We start from the raw sequence: 18,898 nt of genomic DNA on the forward strand, positions 1-18,898 counted from the left end.
GGATGAACGATCAGGCTTGCGGTTCGGCCGGTACTTCTGCATCGCCTGCGGGGGCGGGGGCGGCGGTTTCCGGGCGGGCAGACTTGATCTCTTGCAGTCCCTCGGTGTTGGCGATGACGTCGCGCAACAGCTTGTCCAGATCATCGTTGCCATCGAGCTTGGTCAGCAGGTCGCGCAGACGCTGACGGGCTTCGAACAGACGCCGCAGCGGGGTCACTTGCTCAACCACCTTGACCGGGTCGAAGTCGTCGATGTGCTTGAAGTTGAGCTCGATGTTGAGTTTGCTGTCGTCGCCGCTGAGGGTGTTGGTGACCTGCAAGGTGGCGCGCGGGCCGATCGAGGCGAGCACTTCGTTGAAGTTATCGCGGTCGATTTCGGTGAAGCGCCGTTCATTCAATTTCGGGAGTGGCTCCAGAGGCTTGCCGGAGAGGTCGGCAAGAATGCCGACAACCAACGGCAATTCTTTCTTCTCGATGGCGTTGCCGATTTCGACGTCGTAGGTGATTTGCACCCGGGGCGGGCGAACCCTGTCGAGCTTGTGCTGAGTACTTTCTGCCATGGTGGCTGACTCCGATGCATGAGGCGGGCGCAATGCATCGGGAGGCCCGTTTCATCGCATTCCCTTACTGGACCGTAGGTTAGAAAGGGAGGGCAGAGGACCTGTCATTCCTTTGACGAACCTTCCACATTCGTCGTGCTGACCGAACTACCCAAGACGCTAGAACAGGTCTATAAAAAAGCAAACAAAAAGCATTTTTGGACTGTACCGAGAAAAGGAAAATTCATTTTGTACGCACGTTTTTTTTCTGTGGTTCTGCTCCTGTCACTCGCCGGGTGTTCGTTGTTCGGACCTCGTGTCGACCTCGATAATCTGACGCTGGACGTCGCGCCCCGCGCCAACGATGACACGCCGATCGCGGTGGACTTCATTGCGGTGAACGACGCGGACCTGCTCAAGCAGTTGTCGGGTATCACCGCCCGCCAGTGGTTCGCCGAACGCGAGCAGTTCCAGCGCGACTATCGACAGTTGATGACGGTCTGGGGACTGGAGCTGGTGCCCGGTCAATTCATCGACAAACAACCCTTCCCGCTGGAGGGCAAGCGGGCGGCTGGACTTTTAGTCTTCGCCAGCTATAACACTCCCGGAGCACACCGGTTACGGCTGGACGATCAGAGCAACGCCTGGCTCAAGTTCGACAGTCGCGAGATGACGCTGGTCAGCGACCACCCGAACTGAACACAAAACGGTGGGAGCGAGCCTGCTCGCGATGACGGCGGTACATTCAGCTTCAATGTTGGTTGACCCGCCGCTATCGCGAGCAGGCTCGCTCCCACAGGGATTGCGGTGTTCAAGTCCGGGCCAGGCCGCCCATTTTTTGTGCGGCAATAAGAGATGTCGAAAGGAGTCGTATGAGTCTGCTACCTGACGCGGTTTGCTGGCATGAGGGCATGCAGTTATTGCCCCAGCATTTTCAGTTGCAAGGGTTGCGGGCCGAGGCGCTGGTGGCGCATTTCGCCCAGGCCTGTAATCCGTGGTTCTGGGGCGTGACGCGAGTCGAGTTCGATCCTTCGGCATTGAGCGCCGGGCTCGTCCGGCTGATCAATTTGCAGGCGACCTTGCCGGACGGTTTGCCGGTCAATCTGCAGGCCGGTGTGGGGCCGATGCTGGAGCTCGACGTCAGTGAAGTGATCGATGCCACGGACAATGCCACCGTCACCGTTTACCTGGCGATCAGTCCACTGTGGCGCGCCGGGCAGTTGCTGCCGCTCAAGGGCCGATTGCAATCGGTGGTCGGCGATGCGTTGCCGGATCTCACGAGCGGCGAGTACCCCGAGTCGATCACGGTCTGGCGTCCGAACCCGCGCTTGTGCACGCAACTGAACAAGGCGGATTCCGTCTGCCTGCCACTGCTGAGGATTCGCAAGGAGGGCGGCGGCTTTCTCCAATTGCCTTACACCCCGCCAACGCCATGCCTGTTGCCCGAGTCGGTAGTGGGTCGGCGCGTGGCGGCACTGTGTGCCCGGGCGCGGGAGAAATGCATGTTCCTCGCCGGTCGTTTGCGCCAGGCGCAGCAGGCTGGCAATCAGGACGACGCGCTGGAAATTCGTCGCCAGTTGACGGCGCTCTGGGCGCGGCTGCCGGAAGTCGAAGGCCTGCTGAACAGTCGAGTGGCGACGCCTCAGGCGCTGTATGGCTTGCTGCTCGGGCTGGCCGGTGCCTGGTCGTCGCTCGATCCATTGGCCGGTGTTCCGGCGTTCGCACCGCTGGACTTTCTTGAGTTGCAGCGCGGCTATGAAGCGGTGCTCGACTGGCTTGAAAAGACCCTCGAACTGATCCGCGCCGGATATCGCAGCCTGGCGTTCGAACGCAGTGAACAAACCTTCTCGATTCAATTGCCCGACGATCAGCCGAGCCAACGGCTGGTCATCGGTTTGCGCATGCCCAACGGTGCCAGCGAACAGGCCGCGAGCGAATGGCTGCGCGGGGCGATCATTGCGTCGCAGCCGCACATCGCATTGCTCAGTCGTCAGCGCATGAGCGGTTTGTCCCATCAGGCCATGAGTCGCAATGAACAAGTGGCCTACAGCGTCGGCGACGATACGCGGTTGTTTGTGGTGACGGCCGAAGGCCAATGGTTCGACGGGCAGTTGCCGTTGCTGATTGCCGCACCGGCTTCCAGGCTGGCCAGCAGTCCATGGCAAGTGGTGTTGTTTGTCGCCCAGGCGAGTGAAAGTGCTTGATCAAGGAAGGAACGTCCTATGTCTGAGGGCAATGTCGGATCGGGTACACGAGGCCTCCACGAAGCGCCGCTGAGCAGTGCTTTTCGCCAGGCCTGGCAGCAATGGTCCCAGGACTGGAACCAGTTACCCAAGGACAGCGAGGACGAAGCGCTGGTGGAGGCGGTGGTCGAACTGTCGACGCAAATCTCCCAACGACTGTGGCGAACCGCATTCGCCAAAGTCGGTGACGCCGCCACCGAGCAAGTCAAGGCGCTGGTCTATGCCTTTGTCGCGCTGGTCGATGAAACCTTGCTGTTCATGCCGTGGCCGGGCCAGTCAGCCTGGCAGGAAAAACCGCTGGAATCGCGGCTGTACGCCAGCCGTCAGGCCGGTGAGCGGATACCGCTGGCGATCAAGGAACTGCTGGATGAGCAGATTCCCACCACGCGCGATCTGGCCAACGTCTATTTGCAGTGTCTGGTGCTGGGATTTCAGGGACGTCTGCGCGGCGAACCGAATCAGACTCAACATGAAAAATGGCGCCTGGCGCTGTTCACCTTTGCCTGGCAGCACGAGGCGGATTATGCCGACGTCAGTGCCCGGCTCGAACAACCTTCGGCCGTGCCGCCGCTGCAATTGCCAGTGCGCCGTTCGTTGCCCGACGGTTTTCGCCTGGGTCTGGGGATTCTCGCCATGGTTCTGCTGCTGACCGGGTTGGGGCAGTTGTTCTGGCGTGACATTCGTCTGGAGCTCGAACCGGTCTTGCAGATGACCGATTCCGTGACCGCCTCGGAGCAAGACTCATGAGCACGCTGGGGATTATCGGCCTCGTCATCGCCGTGCTGTTGCTGCTGGCGATTGTCGGGGTAGCGGTCTGGTGGTGGCGCACGCAAAGCGGTGCGGCGATTCGCAGTTTTTACCTGGCGGTGCGGCACATGGAGCAGGAGCAGGGCGCCCAGGACCGGTATCAGATTCCATGGCTGCTGATGCTCGGCAACGAAACCCAGGGCACGCAGTTGTGTAGCCAGTGGCGTTTGCAGCCGACGGACAAACCGGCCTGGTTCGGTCGCTGGTGGTCGGACCCTGAAGGGACGGTATTGGTGGTGCCACAGGCACTGTTTCTGCCGGATGAAGGCATGCACCTGCAACGGGGCGGCTGGTGGCGCTTGCTGGGATTGATCCTGCGCTTGCGCAGTCAGCGTCCGCTGGACGGAGTGATCTGGACGGTGCCGGTCAGTCGACTGGGCAACGTCGAGCAAGCCGTGACCCTCGGGTTGGCGGCACGTCGACGCTTCATCGATCTGTTGCAACGGTTCGGGCTGAGCGTGCCGGTGTACGTGGTCATTACTGGCATGGAAGAGTTGCCGGGGTTTCAGGAGTTGATCACCGCGCTGCCGGTCGAGGCCCGCGAACGCACGCTGGGCTGGTCGTCGCCCCACGGGACCGATGCGGTCTGGCAAGCGCAATGGAGCGATCAGGCACTGGATCAGGTGACTCGGGCCTTGGCGGAATCGATCATCGAAATCGGCGCCTTGTCCGGGCAACTGAGCACAGAACTGTATGGCTTGCCGGAACGCTTCGAAGCCTTGCGGCGCCATCTGCAATCCTTGTTGGAGCCGGTTTTCCAGGGCAATGCTCAAGGTGAGGCACCGCGCTTTCGCGGTATCTATTTCACTGCCAATCAGCCCGCGGAAGACAGCACCGACGGATTTTCGGCCTACGACACCGGGTTGCAGCAGAGCGCCTTTGCCCGGCAATTGTGGCAGCGGCGGGTGGTCGCCGAACGTGGTCTGGCCCAGGTGGTGCCGCGTCTGTTACGCCTGCGTCAACGCTGGCAACGCGTGACCGGTGGGGGGGCGCTGGTGGTCGCGGTGGTTTGGAGCGTGGGCATGCTGTGGGTCTGGCAGGATTCGGTCAAGGAGGCCCATGAACTGTCGCGCCTGCTGCAAGGGGCGCAAAAAAACTACGCGGCGGTCACGGATGAATCCCATCGGCTGGAATCGACTCGGCGCAACGTTCAGGGTTTCTGGCGAGTGCTGGAAAAGGCGCCGGGCTGGAACTTCACCTCCGTGGTATTTCCGACCTCCTGGTTCTCTTCGCTGGATGCGCAGTTGGCGAGCGAGTTGCGCCTGACCGCCCAGAGCCATTGGTTGCTGCCGTTGCACGACTTGTTGAACGCGGAACTGGCGCAACTCAAGACCATCCGCAACACCGAACGACGGGGCAACGTCGAAAGCGAAGATCCGGCCCAATGGCAAAACTACGTCAAGGCCAAGGATCTGGTGGAGCGCGCGGTGAATCTGGAGCAGCAGAACCAGTGGTTCAGTCAGGCGCTGAACAACCCCAAAGCGCCCCTCGAAGACCTGGTGTTGTTGAGCAACAACGCATTGTCGCTGAACCTCAACGTCGGCACGTTGCACCGCGCCGGCTTTTACAATCGGGCGTTGTTCGATGCTGATGGCAGCGACTTGCGACCGCTGGACCTGACCGTCGAGCGCCCGGTGATCGAGGAAAATTTCCTCGGGCTCATGGAGCGCTGGCTGGACCAGTATTTCCTGGCTGACAATTTCGTGCGCCAGGCCGGTTATCTCAAGCTGCATCTGGAACGGCTGGAGGCCGGCAGTGGCAACTCCCTCACCGAGCTCGAAGATTTGCGCGCACTGGTCGATGACCTGCAAACCGTGATCGGCTTGACCAATTCGGCGTGGGGTCGCGGCAAGGGTCAGGACCTGGTGCCTGGCTACCGCGAGTTGCTGGACAACGTGCGCAAAAGCGCCTTGCTCGGACCGCAACTGGAACAACAGTTGGAAATGCAGGCGGCCAAGCTGCAACAGAGCTTTCGCGATCAATGGATCGTTCAGGCCGGCTCCCGGGACAATTTATTGATTCAGCAAGGCAGCGGGCAACTGGTCTTGCAGGAACACGTGGTACAGCTCAACAACGCGGTGCAGGCGCTGTTCAAGCGTGACTTTGTGGCCATCGCTTTACAGGCGGATCGCTCCGAAGCCCCGAATGGGCAAGGGCAGGGCGTTGATGGCGACGACCTCGACAGTGCGCTGAACTATTTCGCCAGCTACAAGAGTTACGCCGCCGAAGAGTTGCCACGCATTCCTCCGGCGTATCGCGGCGCCTTGCTGCAAGCGGCCGAAGGCGCAGTGGTCAAGGCCATGTTGTCGAGCCTGCGCGAGCACAATGCGCAGGCCAACAGGGGCGTCTTCAATGTGCAGGCCTCCCAGGCGATTGCCTTGCAGAAAGCCTTTATCGAGGTGCGTCGCAGCGATCTGGCCACGCGTTTGCAAACGGCCCTGAACCGCCGCGCCCTGGCCGAAATCGTCAGCGGCCTCGACGAAATCGTCGCCCAGCCGCTGTTCAGCGGGCGCACCGAAATCAGCCAGTGGGACGGCTCGAAAAACCTCGGCCTGCAACTGTATGGCGCCAACGACGTGCAGGATTTGAAACTGAGCCTCAAGCAGCAATTCAACACCATGCTCGGCATCACCGAGCGCCGCACCTCGGCGCTGGAGTGGCTGAAAGTCCAGCAACAGAACCTCTCGGCGCTGGATTATGAACGCGTGACGCAGTTCAGTGCGCTCAACGACGAACTGCTCAAGTACAAGGAGCAGAACCCCGCCAGTTCGCCGGCGCAGATCGAACAATTGGTCAGTCGCGACTTCATCGAAATGGACGCCACGTCCTGCGGCCAGATCCTGCAAACCGCCAACCTGTCTGGCGGGCGCGGAACACTGGCGTTGCGGGCGGTGGATCTGCAACAAACCGCCATGCAACGCTGCCAGTTCCTGCAACAGCAACAGGCAGCGGCGGCGTGGAACGACCTGGCCAACTATTTTAATCAGTACCTGGCGGAGCGCTTTCCGTTTGCCAATGGCCTTCAGGCCGCCGACGCTGATCCGGCCAGGGTTCAGCATTTGCTGGAGCTGATCGACAAGCGTTTGCCGGTGGCGCAGGCCGGATTGTTGCTGAGCCAGACCCCGGAACGCCTGGCCGCCGAGGACTTTCTCAATCGTCTGAAGCAAGCCAGCACGTGGCTGGGCCCGATGTTTGTACGCGACAAAAGCGGTGTGTTGGGGCTGGAGATGGACGTGCGCTGGCGCACCGATCGAGAGGAAGAGCGCGGTGCCGATCAGGTGATTGCCTGGGGCTTGAATGCCGGCAATCAACAGCTCAGCTATCCCGGCGAGCCGCAGCAGAACCTGCGCTGGATGGTTGGCCAACCGATCCGGCTGACTTTGCGTTGGGCCCGAAATGGCTACCAGCGCCCGGCCAACGATCCGTTGCAGCCGAGCCTGGTGGTGCGGGATCTGGAAGCGGGCTGGGAGTACAGCGGTCCGTGGTCGTTATTGCGCTTGATGCGTTCGCACGTGTCGGTGCAACGCCAGCCAAACATGGATTACACGGACTTTCCGTTGACCTTGCGCCTGCCCGTGACGACGCAGTCCAGCACCACCACCGCCGAGCAAACCCTGATGTTTGTGCGCCTGTCGTTGATGACCCAGGGCTCGAAATTGCCGCTGTCCATTCAGCCCTTGCCAACCCGTGCCCCACGCTCTCCGTTCATGGTGACGAGATCGACCGCGGGCATTGAAGCCCCTGACATCGAATCCCAAAAGGAGGGCCTGTGAATCAACCTTCAACGCCGTTGCCGGAGCTGATCAGCCAACTGCTCGAACCGATCAGCGAGCAGGCTCCCTGTGGTCAGGATCTGCGTTATGAGCCCGAGTTCGACCGGTTGCGCGAGCTGCGCCGCGAGGACGACACCAGTTTGCCCACGGGGGTGTGGCAGTCGTCGATCAAACGCGCCCAATGGCCGGAACTGGAAAAACTGACCACCAACCTGCTGCTTGAACGCAGCAAGGATTTGATGCTCAGCGCCTGGCTGGGTGAGGCCTGGCTGCATCAAGACGGGCTCGAAGGTTTGCCGGGCAGCCTGGCGCTGGTGGCCGGGTTATGCGAGCGCTATCCCGAGCACTTGCATCCCCAGGCGGAGGACGGCGATCAGTCATGGCGGGTGATACCGCTCGAATGGCTGGCACGACGCTACGCTGAAGTGTTGCTGACCCGAGTGCCGTTGTTCGAGCCGCGCAACAATGAATTCGATAGTTTCTGTCTGGATGCCTGGCGCCGGTTGCAGCTGCAACAGGTACAGGCCAGCGACAGTAAAACGGCCAAGACCTCGGCGGAGAACGCGCGTAACGAACAGAAAAAACTCACCGAACAGATTCGCGCCACCCCGTTGTCATTCTGGTTGCGCAGCCAGGGCACGCTGCTGCTCAGCCAGCAGCACCTGCAACGCCTGGAGGTGTGGAGCGACGCTTATCTCGGCAATCAGGCCCCAGGCTTCAAAGCGTTGCAGGACGTGATTGAAGCGTTGTTGACGCTGGTTCAGGAGTTCATCGCCATGCACCCACGAAAACCGACCCCGGCGCCTGTCGAAATTCCAGCGGTGGTGGCATCGAGCCCGGCCGACGTGCCGCCCGTCATTGCGGCGCCTCAGGTGTTCAGCGAGCCCGCGAGTCGTGAAGAGGCGTACCGGCAATTGCTGTTGATCGCCGAGTACCTGGCGCGCACCGAACCCCACAGCCCGGTTCCCTATTTGATCAAACGAGGCGTGGAATGGGGCAACAAGCCCCTCAGTGAGCTGCTTGGAGAACTGATCAGCGCCGATGCCGAATCCCGGCGACTCTGGACGCTGTTGGGCGTCCTTTAGTGAGTGTTGCGGGCGGCTGCCGACGGCGGCGGTAAAGCAATGGGGGTGAGTACCGGTTGACCGGAAAAAAATGCCGTCAGGTTTTTGCCGACCAGTTCCACGGTGCCTTGGGTGGCCTCCGGCGACAATCCGGCGACATGCGGGGTCAGAACCACGTTGGCCAGCCCCTTGAGGGCGTCCGGCACCTGAGGTTCGTTATCGAAGACATCCAGCGCGGCGCCAGCGATCCGTCGTTGTTCCAGCGCGCTGATCAGGTCAGCCGTGACGATCACGCTGGCCCGCGCGATGTTGACGATAAATCCGTTAGGCCCTAAAGCGTCGAGTACCTGCCTGTTGATCAAGTGCTGAGTGCCGAGCCCGCCGGGTGCGGCAACGATCAGAAAATCCGAATGGCGTGCCAGTTCGGTCGGCGTCGAGCAAAAGCTGTAGGGCACGTCGCTGCGATGCTGGCGGTTGTGGTAACTCACGCTCATGTCGAAGCCGTTGGCGGCACGTTTGGCGATAGCGATGCCGACGGCACCGAGGCCGAGGATGCCCAGGCGCTTGCCGGCCAGGGAAGGGCGCATGATTTTCGGCCACTCGCCCCGACGCACGGCAGCATCGGCCCGAGGAATATCGCGCACCAGTGCCAGCAGCAACGCCATGGCGTGGTCGGCGACGGAAGAGGCATTGACGCCGGCCCCATTGGTGACGGTGATGCCACGGTCGGCGGCGGCTTGCAGGTCGACGTGTTCGTAACCGGCCCCGATCACGCAGATGATCTTGAGGTTGGGCAGGGCGGCAATTTCGTCGGCACGCAGGCCCAATGGACCGCGCGTCAGCACCGCATCGATTTGGCTGCCCTGTCGGGCAATGGCGGCGGCGCGCTCGGCCGGGGTCGGGGCCAGGATCAAATGAAACCCCTGATGTTCGAGAATCGGCAGGTATTCATTGATGGTTTCAACCAGTACCAGAACAGTTGCGGTCATGCTGGGCTCCTGCGGGCAGCGGAATATCGGGGTTTGAACGTCGTTTCAGGTTGCTGACTCCAGAGCGGTTTGGCAATGGTCAGGGGCTTTGGCTCCCGGTGTCGGAGCTGGCGAAGCCTGCGATCCTTCTAATGACAACACTAGATCATTTGCCCGCGATTCGTAGGAGCGAGGCTTGCCCGCGAAGAACGATTACTCGGTATTCCTGATGGACCGAGGCGACTGGTTCGCGGGCAAGCCTCGCTCCTACGGGAGAACGCGTGTTTCGCCAGCTGCATCTGATCCGCATAACCATTCCTCACCTAAGCCTTTGCTTCTGTTGATTAATCCCGGACAATCGCGCCCCTGTTTCGGCCAGGGCGCTGCCTGTCGGTTTTTTCCGACTCGTCCTGACCGGGTGGCAAGTGACCGGAAAGCGGAGATCCGACCGGATGAATGATCAGGCCAATAGCGTCGACGAACGCTATGTAGCGGCAACACCAGCGAGCCTAGAAAGCTGGAATCGCCATGACACCACCTGGATGCTGGGCCTGTTTGGCACGGCAATCGGGGCCGGTACCCTGTTTTTGCCGATCAACGCGGGGCTGGGCGGCTTCTGGCCGCTGCTGATCCTGGCGGTGCTGGCATTCCCTATGACGTTTTACGCCCACCGTGGCCTGACCCGCTTTGTATTGTCCGGCCGCGAAGGCGCCGACATCACCGAAGTGGTGGAAGAGCACTTCGGCATCAAGGCCGGCGCGTTGATCACGTTGCTGTATTTCTTCGCGATCTTCCCGATCCTGCTGATCTACAGCGTGGCCCTGACCAACACCGTGGGCAGTTTCCTCGAACATCAACTGCACATCATGCCGCCACCGCGCGCCGTGCTGTCGTTCGTGCTGATTCTCGGCCTGTTGGCAGTGGTGCGTTGCGGTGAGCAGGCGATCGTCAAGGCCATGAGCCTGATGGTCTATCCGTTCATAGTCGCGCTGCTGTTCCTGGCGGTGTTCCTGGTTCCGCACTGGAATGGCGGCATCCTCAGCACCGCGACCACGCTGCCTGAGTCGTCGGCGCTGCTGCACACCTTGTGGCTGGCGATTCCGGTGATGGTGTTCTCGTTCAACCATTCGCCGATCATCTCGGCGTTCGCGGTGGACCAGAAGCGTCGCTACGGTGATCACGCCGAAGAGCGCAGCTCGCAGATCCTGTCCCGCGCCCACCTCTTGATGGTGGTGATGGTGCTGTTCTTCGTCTTCAGCTGCGTGCTGACCCTGTCGCCGGCGCAACTGGCCCAAGCCAAGGCGCAGAACCTGTCGATCCTGTCGTACCTGGCCAACCACTTCAGCAACCCGACCATCGCCTTCGCGGCGCCGTTGATTGCCTTTGTGGCCATTTCCAAGTCGTTCCTGGGTCACTACATCGGCGCCAGCGAAGGCTTGAAGGGCCTGATCGTCAAGAGCGGCAAGCGCCCGGCACCGAAGACGCTGGACCGCATGACCGCGGCGTTCATGCTGGTGGTCTGCTGGATCGTTGCGACCCTGAACCCGAGCATTCTCGGCATGATCGAAACCCTCGGTGGCCCGATCATCGCGGCGATCCTGTTCCTGATGCCGATGTACGCGATCCGCAAGGTTCCGGCCATGGCGCGCTTTCGTGGTCAAGCCTCTAACGTCTTCGTGATAGCGATAGGCCTGGTGGCGATTTCGGCGTTGATCTACTCCCTGACAGCCTGAGGATAGATCTTCCAGATACGCTGAATACCCTGTGGGAGCGGGCTTGCTCGCGATGATCGTTCCCACGCTCTGCGTGGGAGTGCCTCAAGGGACGCTCCGCGTTCCAGCTCTCGAAGGGGACGCGGAGCGTCCCGGGCTGCATTCCCACGCGGAGCGTGGGAACGATCAGTAAACGATCAGTAACAGTGAGCCCCACATTTCTTCAGGCATAAAAAAACGCCGCTCATCTCACGATGGGCGGCGTTTTTTATGGCGTTGTAACGTTAGGCTTGAACGACCGGGATGTTGGCGTTCGCAGCAGCTTCACGGAACTCGGCGATCTGGTCGAAGGACAGGTAGCGGTAAACGTCGGCCGCCATGCTGTCGATCTTGCCAGCGTATTCCATGTACTCCTCGACGGTCGGCAGGCGACCCAGGATGGACGCAACGGACGCCAGTTCGGCCGAAGCCAGGTAGACGTTCGCGCCGTCACCCAGACGGTTCGGGAAGTTACGGGTCGATGTCGACACAACAGTCGAGTTCGGCTCTACACGTGCCTGGTTACCCATGCACAGCGAGCAGCCTGGCATTTCCATGCGTGCGCCGGCCTTGCCGTAGATGCCGTAGTAGCCTTCTTCGGTCAGCTGGTGCGCGTCCATTTTGGTCGGCGGCGACAGCCACAGACGGGTTGGCAGCTGCCCCTTGACCTGATCCAGCAGCTTACCGGCAGCGCGGAAGTGACCGATGTTGGTCATGCACGAACCGATGAACACTTCGTCGATCTTCTCGCCAGCAACGCTGGAGAGCAGACGGGCGTCGTCCGGATCGTTTGGCGCGCAGAGTACAGGCTCCTTGATGTCGGCCAGGTCGATTTCGATGACTTCAGCGTATTCGGCGTCAGCATCGGCCACCATCAACTCAGGGTTGGCGATCCAGGCTTCCATCGCTTGAGCACGACGTTCCAGGGTGCGCACATCACCGTAGCCTTCACCGATCATCCAGCGCAGCAGGGTGATGTTCGATTGCAGGTATTCGGTGATCGATTCTTTCGACAGCTTGATGGTGCAACCGGCAGCCGAACGTTCGGCCGAGGCGTCGGACAGCTCGAAAGCCTGTTCGATGCTCAGGTTGTCCAGGCCTTCGATTTCCAGGATGCGGCCGGAGAAGGCGTTCTTCTTGCCTTTCTTCTCGACGGTCAGCAGGCCAGCCTGAATCGCGAAGTAAGGAATGGCGTGAACCAGGTCACGCAGGGTGACGCCCGGTTGCATCTTGCCTTTGAAGCGCACCAGGATCGATTCCGGCATGTCCAGCGGCATTACGCCAGTGGCAGCGGCGAATGCGACCAGACCGGAACCGGCCGGGAACGAAATGCCCATCGGGAAACGGGTGTGCGAGTCACCACCGGTACCGACGGTGTCCGGCAGCAGCATGCGGTTCAGCCAGCTGTGGATGATGCCGTCGCCCGGACGCAGGGAAACGCCGCCGCGGGTCATGATGAAGTCAGGCAGGGTGTGGTGGGTGGTCACGTCGATCGGCTTTGGATAAGCCGCGGTGTGGCAGAACGACTGCATCACCAGATCAGCGGAGAAGCCCAGGCACGCCAGGTCTTTCAGTTCGTCACGGGTCATTGGCCCGGTGGTGTCCTGGGAACCGACGGTGGTCATCTTCGGTTCGCAGTAGGTGCCTGGACGCACACCGGCTACGCCGCACGCCTTGCCGACCATTTTCTGCGCCAGGGTGAAGCCCTTGGTGCTTTCGATCGGGGCATCCGGTTTCTTGAACAGGTCGAATGCTGGCAGACCCAGTTCGGCGCGAGCCTTATCGGTCAGGCCACGGCCGATGATCAGCGGAATACGACCGCCGGCACGGACTTCGTCCAACAGCACAGGGGTCTTCATTTCGAAGGTGGTGATGACTTCGTCAGTACCGTGCTTGCAGACTTTGCCAGCGTGCGGGTACAGGTCGATCACGTCGCCCATGTTGATGTTGGTCACATCGAATTCAATTGGCAGTGCGCCGGCATCTTCCATGGTGTTGTAGAAGATCGGAGCGATCTTGCTGCCGAAGCAGAAGCCGCCAGCACGCTTGTTCGGCACGTAAGGAACGTCGTCGCCGAAGAACCACAGCACCGAGTTGGTGGCCGATTTACGCGACGAACCGGTACCGACCACGTCACCGACGTAGGCGATCGGGAAGCCGCTGTTGCGCATTTCTTCGATCTGCTTCATCGGACCGATGGAGCCTTGCACGTCCGGCACGATGCCGTCGCGAGCCATTTTCAGCATGGCCAGGGCGTGCAGCGGGATGTCAGGGCGGGACCAGGCATCAGGAGCAGGGGACAGGTCGTCGGTGTTGGTTTCGCCAGTCACCTTGAACACGCGCAGGCTGATCTTGTCGGCCAGCACAGGGCGGTTCTTGAACCACTCGCCGTCGGCCCAGGATTGCAGCACGCCTTTGGCGTGAATATTGCCGTTCTTGGCGCGTTCCGCGACGTCGTGGAAAGCATCGAACATCAGCAGGGTGTGCTTGAGTTCTTCGGCGGCCACTGGCGCCAGTTCGGCGTCGTCCAGCAGATTGACCAGCGTCACGATGTTGTAGCCGCCCTGCATGGTGCCGAGCAGTTCAACAGCGCGTTTCTTGTCGATCAGAGGGGATTTGGCTTCGCCTTTGGCGAGGGCAGAGAGGAAGCCGGCCTTTACATAGGCCGCTTCGTCCACGCCTGGCGGAACGCGATTGGTGATCAGGTCAACGAGGAAGGCTTCTTCGCCAGCCGGGGGATTCTTCAGCAGCTCGACCAGGCCTGCAGTTTGTTCGGCGTTAAGCGGCTGGGGAACGATACCCAGTGCTGCACGCTCTTCGATATGTTTGCGGTAGGCTTCAAGCACAGTTATTACCCTCATCAGTGGTCCCAAATGGGTGTCCGGGACGCTCATCCCGAAATTGCCGTACTCATGCGCTGCGTGGCGTTGTGGGCCGCTTAGCCAGAATTACCGGCAATTCCTTACAGAAGCTGCTTTCAAAGTTTTACGCCTGCAGAACGGGGAGCTGATGAGGGTTGGCGTCAGGTTTTTCACCGCTGAAAAACCCTTCGCCAACACCGCTCTGAAGGAACGACTGTGCTCGTGACGCTTTGAAAACAGCTTCTAACGGACATTGGCGCCTTAAAAGGCTGGCTGATTCTACGGCAAAAAAAAATTAAAGGTAAGTTAGCCCTCGAATTTTGAGGGGTGATGAATGTTAGACAAAGGGCTAACATGCCGACCTGTTCTGCTTTCCCGTGTTTTGCCTACCTATGCCCAATCAGACCATCAAGACCCCCTGCGTCGGCCTCTGCTCCACTGTTTACGGTGATCTGGTGTGCCGTGGCTGCAAGCGTTTCCACCATGAAGTGATTCACTGGAACGGTTACAACGAGGAAGAAAAACGCGCGGTATGGCTGCGTCTTGAGCAATTGTTGTCGCAGGTGATGGCCAGCAAGGTAGAGATTTTCGATCCCGCGTTGCTGCGTCTGCAGCTGGAGCAGCGCAAGATTCGTTTTGTGCCGCATCAGTCGGAATATTGCTGGGCTTATCAGCTGATCGCCCGGGGGGCGCGGGTCATCAACAATCTGGAAGCCTACGGGATGGTGCTGCTGCCGGAGTTCCGCGACTGGAACCTGCCGGAATTGCGCGATGCCATTGATCGGGAATTTTTCCTGCTCTCGGAAGCGCATTACCAGCGCTACATAGCGCCGGGTTTCCTCAAAGACGCCTTCGGCGCCTAAAAGCATCGCGAGCAGGCTCGCTCCCACAGGGGATTTGTGAACGACACAGATCCAATGTGGGAGCGAGCCTGCTCGCGATGGCGTCCTGCCAGGCACCACAAATCTCAATGCTGGGTCACAATCTCTTCCAGATGATCCATGACCGTATCCGGCTTGAGCACCAGCACATCGCTCTCCAGCGCATCCAGCACCACTTCCGCCGTATTACCAATCAACGCCCCGGACAACCCGGTCCGCGCCACGGTGCCGATCACCGTTACCGATGCCCCCAGTTTATGGGCCATGAACGGAATCAATACATCCGCCGGGCCTTCCTCGATGTGCAGATGGTCGTCATCGATATCGAACTCGGCCTGGAACGCCTTGCACTGCTCGCGGTAACTGGCTTCGATGGTTTCCTTGAGCTGAAACGTCGGGTCGGCCGCCGAGAGCATCGGCGATGGGTGAGCGCTGATCACGTGTAAATGGGCCTTGGCCAGGCTGGCGATGTCGTAGCCATGATCGATGATGCTGGCGTGCAAGGTACGGTGTTCGCCGTCGATGTTGCCGACATCGATGGCCGCCAGGATCACGCCGCCGGTCCAGGGCTTGGCGGTTTTCACCAGCAGCACCGGGGTAGGGCAGTAGCGCAGCAGTTTCCAGTCCGCCGGGGTCAGCAGGGCTTTTTTCAGCGGGCTGTCAGCGAAATGCTGCTTGATCACCAGCCCGCAGCCTTCGGCTTGCTGCACATCGACGATGGTTTCGTGCAGGCTTTCGTTCCACGCCTGCTCAGTGGTGACGCTGTAGCCGTCCTCAATCAGCGCGGCCTTGAGCACGCCAAGCATGCCAGCGTGATCATGCTTTTTATCGCAGACCAGCAGGTGCAGATGGGCCTGGGTCACGCCAGCGATCAGTTTGGCCCGTTTGAGCGCCAGGCTTTCCGAGTGTTCGGGTTCGATGACCACCAGGATGCTGCGAATGGCTTGCATGATCGGGATCTCCATGAAGATAAAAAACACTGCGTTGGACAACTATAGTTGCTGGCCGGCATTCGGCGACTTGATGCATATCAACGGTTGGTGTCTGGTGGTCTGTCGGCAGGCCGGTATAATCGGCGCCCTTCGTTTTGTACCTTTTATCCGTGAGCCCCATGATCCTTCCCGAAATTCACGAGTTCCTCGGCTGCCGCACGCCCGATGGCTGGGTCCAGGCCGCGCTGGCCGATCAGGAAACCCTGCTGATCGACCACAAAAACTGCGAATTCAAGGCGGCCAGCACGGCGTTGAGCCTGATTGCCAAATACCACTCTCACGTCGATCTGATCAACCTGATGTCGCGTCTGGCCCGGGAAGAGTTGGTGCACCACGAACAGGTCATGCGCCTGATGAAAAAGCGCAAGATCGGGCTGCGTCAGCTGTCCGCCGGGCGTTACGCCTCGGGGCTGCGCAAAGTGGTGCGCAGCCACGAGCCGGTGAAGCTGGTGGATACGCTGGTGGTCGGCGCCTTCATCGAAGCCCGCAGCTGCGAGCGTTTCGAGGCGTTGGTGCCGCATCTGGATGAAGAACTGGGCAAGTTCTACTTCGGCCTGCTGAAAAGCGAGGCGCGGCATTTCCAGGGTTACCTGAAACTGGCCTATCAGTACGGTGACGCCAAGGACATTGCCCAGGTGATCGATAGGGTTCGTGACGCTGAGCAGGCGTTGATCGAGTCGCCGGATGTGGAGTTTCGTTTTCACAGTGGTGTGCCGGTAGCGGCGTGAAGATCAAAAGATCGCAGCCTGCGGCAGCTCCTACAGAACCGGGGTATATACACGGTCGGCGTAGGCACTGCCGAAGGCTGCGATCTTTTGATCCGGCTTTGTCATGAACGGGCTTAGCGGCTCAAACCCAGGCGCTCATGCCACTGGGCGATGGACTCTTCAGGCCACCTATCGCACCGTCGATCAGCGGGCTGCGTCTGGACTTCTACCCATGATGCTTTCGAACCGAGCATTACGTGCGTGTTCTCGGGTGGCACCGGCAGCGCCGTGTCGATGACCGAGGCGAATGGGTGGACAAGGTCCGGCCATTCAGGACTGAACACCCATAATCCCGAGCCGCAAACGGAACAGAAATGCCGCTCGGCGGTGCTGCGATGGGCGCGTATGTCACCTTTTTCCTTGAGCCGCGCATGGTAAATCGAGATGTGCTTGCGACCGCGCACCTTCAGGCTGGCGGCATCGCCAGCGATGTTGATCGCATAACCGCCACCGCCCTGGGTCTTGCGACAGATCGAGCAATAGCAGCGTTGATAAGGGTAGGGGTGGGCGCTGGTCAGGCTGAACGACACTGCGCCGCAATGGCAGGAGCCTTCGAGCTGCATGGGAACCTCCAATGAGGTTGGGATGACTCAGGACAGCCTAGACTGTCCGCGTTCCTGGACTTGAAATTATGCTGGATGTGCCGGTGCTATCGCGCCCACATTGGATCTTCAGTGTTCACAAATAATGTGTTCGCAGAAAGTCCCCTGTGCGAGCCTGCTCGCGATGAACGATAACGCGGTCTACCGGCCGGGCACCCGCCACAAGTACCACGCCGCCACCGTCCGATAAGGGCGCCACGCCATCCCGATTTCAATCATCTGCTTACGAGTCGGCTGTACTTCCAGCCCCTTCAGCCGCCGATAACCCTCACGCACGCCAAAGTCATCGGCCGGTAAAATGTCCGGCCGCTCCAGGCTGTAGATCAGCAGCATTTCCACGGTCCAGCGACCCCCCCCACGCAAGGTGATCAAGCGCTCGATCAAGGCTTCATCGTCCATGGCCAGGGCCGTGGCGTAATCCGGCACCACGCCGTCCAGAGCTGCCTGAGCGATGCCCTGAATGGTCGCGATCTTGCTGGCGGAAAACCCGCAACCACGCATCTGCTCGAAGTCGGTCGCCAGAATCTGCTCAGGCCTTGGGAAGGTGCTCGCCGGAAACAACGCCAGCAGCCGGCCGACAATCGCATCGCCGGCCTTGGCATGCAGTTGCTGATAGGCAATCGCCCGCACCAGCGATTCGTAAGGATCGCGAGCCGCATGGGGCTGATGCAGGCAGGGGCCGATGGCGCTGATGTGGCGTTGCCAGTCGGCGTCGAGGGCCGAGAGAAATTCGCTGGCCAGTTGGTAGGTGTCGGGCATGGAGCATCCTGAAGCGCGGGTGACTGCGGGGGAGATTAGCCCTCACTCCGCAGCGCCGCACTCCATTGCTTGCGGTCAAACTTTGCCGGTGGGGGTCAGCAGGGCGTTCACTTGGCCATAAGTGAAGGCCTTGAGGTCGCTGCTATCGAGTTTTCCGGTTTCCAGAAAGCTTTTGGCTACCGACGCCATGGCGCCGTAGAGGAATTCGGCGATGCTCGAGCCGGCGCTCAAACGGCGCACGCCGAGGGTTTGCAGTTCTTCAGGCGAAGGCAGGCCCGCGAAACCCAGCACGTTCACCGGCAGCGTCGTGCCACGGCACAACGCTTCAATCTCATACGCCGCCGTGACGCCCGCCGCGAACAGCCCGTCGGCCCCTGCGGCCTGATACAACGCGGCCCGTTTGAGTGTTTCTGCGACGCGATCTTCGGCCGGTACCAAGCCCTTGAGATACACGTCGGTGCGAGCGTTGATAAACAACTTCACGTCCCGGCGATTGGCAACCTGGCGAGCGATTTCAATCTTGCGCGCCAGCAGGTCGGGCGGCGAAGCACCGTCCTCGATATTGATCCCCACGGCACCGGCGGCGATGACGGCGTCGATCACTTCTGCGACCCGACCCAGGTCATCGGAATAACCGGCCTCGATGTCCACGGTCAACGGCACCGTGATGACTCGGGCGATGGATTCGACGGTGGAAACGAGACGTTCAAGCGGCAAGGTATTGCCATCCGGGTAACCGTGAACCCAAGCCACCGCCGCGCTGCTGGTGGCGACGGCCTTGCTGCCCAGCTGTTCCACCAATCGCGCTCCGGTGGCATCGGCGACGTTGGTCAGGATCAGCAGGCCGCTCTGGTGCAGTTGGTGGAATTGGTTGTCGAGTGTGTCCATCGAA

At 60.6% G+C, this 18,898-nt stretch carries 15 protein-coding genes; 8 read left to right on the forward strand and 7 right to left on the reverse strand.

Annotation, left to right across the window (positions count from 1 at the left end; translation table 11 throughout):
* Positions 1 to 10: 10 nt before the first annotated feature.
* Positions 11 to 559, reverse strand: a complete 549-nt coding sequence (tssB, locus tag IB250_RS07730) for a type VI secretion system contractile sheath small subunit (RefSeq protein ID WP_007906307.1) — start codon at positions 557 to 559, stop codon at positions 11 to 13.
* 228 nt (positions 560 to 787) lie between these two features.
* Between tssB and IB250_RS07735 the strand changes: the two genes are divergently transcribed.
* From IB250_RS07735 to tssA, 5 genes are all read left to right on the forward strand, one after another.
* Positions 788 to 1,237: a type VI secretion protein gene (locus IB250_RS07735; RefSeq protein ID WP_192343648.1), complete on the forward strand. Its 450-nt coding sequence runs from the start codon at positions 788 to 790 to the stop codon at positions 1,235 to 1,237.
* 173 nt (positions 1,238 to 1,410) lie between these two features.
* The gene (gene tssK / locus IB250_RS07740) at positions 1,411 to 2,742 is read left to right on the forward strand and encodes a type VI secretion system baseplate subunit TssK (RefSeq protein ID WP_192343649.1); all 1,332 of its coding nucleotides are present in this window, start codon (positions 1,411 to 1,413) and stop codon (positions 2,740 to 2,742) included.
* Between the two features lie 18 nt (positions 2,743 to 2,760).
* Entirely contained in the window at positions 2,761 to 3,528 is a 768-nt protein-coding gene (locus IB250_RS07745) for a DotU family type IV/VI secretion system protein (protein WP_192343650.1), read from the forward strand.
* Positions 3,525 to 7,361 (forward strand): type VI secretion system protein, encoded by a 3,837-nt coding sequence (locus IB250_RS07750; RefSeq protein ID WP_192343651.1) that lies wholly within the window; start codon positions 3,525 to 3,527, stop codon positions 7,359 to 7,361. Before IB250_RS07745 ends, IB250_RS07750 begins: the two co-directional genes overlap by 4 nt.
* Positions 7,358 to 8,446 carry a type VI secretion system protein TssA gene (gene tssA, locus IB250_RS07755; RefSeq protein ID WP_192343652.1) on the forward strand — a complete coding sequence of 363 codons (1,089 nt, stop codon included), beginning with the start codon at positions 7,358 to 7,360 and terminating at the stop codon, positions 8,444 to 8,446. Before IB250_RS07750 ends, tssA begins: the two co-directional genes overlap by 4 nt.
* On the opposite strand, the gene IB250_RS07760 is transcribed toward tssA, so the two are convergent.
* Positions 8,443 to 9,414, reverse strand: a complete 972-nt coding sequence (locus IB250_RS07760; protein WP_192343653.1) for a 2-hydroxyacid dehydrogenase — start codon at positions 9,412 to 9,414, stop codon at positions 8,443 to 8,445. The two genes, tssA and IB250_RS07760, sit on opposite strands and share 4 nt — an antisense overlap.
* A 431-nt stretch (positions 9,415 to 9,845) precedes the next feature.
* Between IB250_RS07760 and IB250_RS07765 the strand changes: the two genes are divergently transcribed.
* Positions 9,846 to 11,126, forward strand: coding sequence for a serine/threonine transporter (locus IB250_RS07765; protein WP_192343654.1), 1,281 nt, complete (start codon positions 9,846 to 9,848; stop codon positions 11,124 to 11,126).
* Positions 11,127 to 11,389: 263 nt separating this feature from the next.
* Here IB250_RS07765 and acnB read toward each other — a convergent pair whose 3' ends face one another.
* Positions 11,390 to 13,990 carry a bifunctional aconitate hydratase 2/2-methylisocitrate dehydratase gene (acnB, locus tag IB250_RS07770; protein WP_192343808.1) on the reverse strand — a complete coding sequence of 867 codons (2,601 nt, stop codon included), beginning with the start codon at positions 13,988 to 13,990 and terminating at the stop codon, positions 11,390 to 11,392.
* A 407-nt stretch (positions 13,991 to 14,397) separates the two neighbouring features.
* Between acnB and IB250_RS07775 the strand changes: the two genes are divergently transcribed.
* On the forward strand, positions 14,398 to 14,868 hold the full coding sequence (locus tag IB250_RS07775; protein ID WP_007906319.1) for a DUF1289 domain-containing protein: 471 nt from the start codon (positions 14,398 to 14,400) through the stop codon (positions 14,866 to 14,868).
* Positions 14,869 to 14,972: 104 nt separating this feature from the next.
* On the opposite strand, the gene IB250_RS07780 is transcribed toward IB250_RS07775, so the two are convergent.
* The gene (locus IB250_RS07780; protein WP_192343655.1) at positions 14,973 to 15,836 is read right to left on the reverse strand and encodes a universal stress protein; all 864 of its coding nucleotides are present in this window, start codon (positions 15,834 to 15,836) and stop codon (positions 14,973 to 14,975) included.
* A 161-nt stretch (positions 15,837 to 15,997) separates the two neighbouring features.
* Between IB250_RS07780 and IB250_RS07785 the strand changes: the two genes are divergently transcribed.
* A complete protein-coding gene (locus tag IB250_RS07785) occupies positions 15,998 to 16,606 on the forward strand; it encodes a tRNA-(ms[2]io[6]A)-hydroxylase (RefSeq protein WP_192343656.1) in 609 nt (202 codons plus the stop codon).
* Positions 16,607 to 16,719: 113 nt separating this feature from the next.
* Here IB250_RS07785 and IB250_RS07790 read toward each other — a convergent pair whose 3' ends face one another.
* The 3 genes from IB250_RS07790 to IB250_RS07800 form a co-directional block, all read right to left on the reverse strand.
* On the reverse strand, positions 16,720 to 17,208 hold the full coding sequence (locus IB250_RS07790) for a GFA family protein (RefSeq protein WP_192343657.1): 489 nt from the start codon (positions 17,206 to 17,208) through the stop codon (positions 16,720 to 16,722).
* Between the two features lie 180 nt (positions 17,209 to 17,388).
* The gene (locus IB250_RS07795) at positions 17,389 to 18,006 is read right to left on the reverse strand and encodes a DNA-3-methyladenine glycosylase family protein (protein ID WP_192343658.1); all 618 of its coding nucleotides are present in this window, start codon (positions 18,004 to 18,006) and stop codon (positions 17,389 to 17,391) included.
* A gap of 75 nt (positions 18,007 to 18,081) precedes the next feature.
* The gene (locus tag IB250_RS07800; protein ID WP_192343659.1) at positions 18,082 to 18,894 is read right to left on the reverse strand and encodes an isocitrate lyase/PEP mutase family protein; all 813 of its coding nucleotides are present in this window, start codon (positions 18,892 to 18,894) and stop codon (positions 18,082 to 18,084) included.
* Positions 18,895 to 18,898 lie beyond the last annotated feature (4 nt).

This window comes from Pseudomonas sp. PDM09 (assembly GCF_014852305.1).
Taxonomy (GTDB): domain Bacteria; phylum Pseudomonadota; class Gammaproteobacteria; order Pseudomonadales; family Pseudomonadaceae; genus Aquipseudomonas.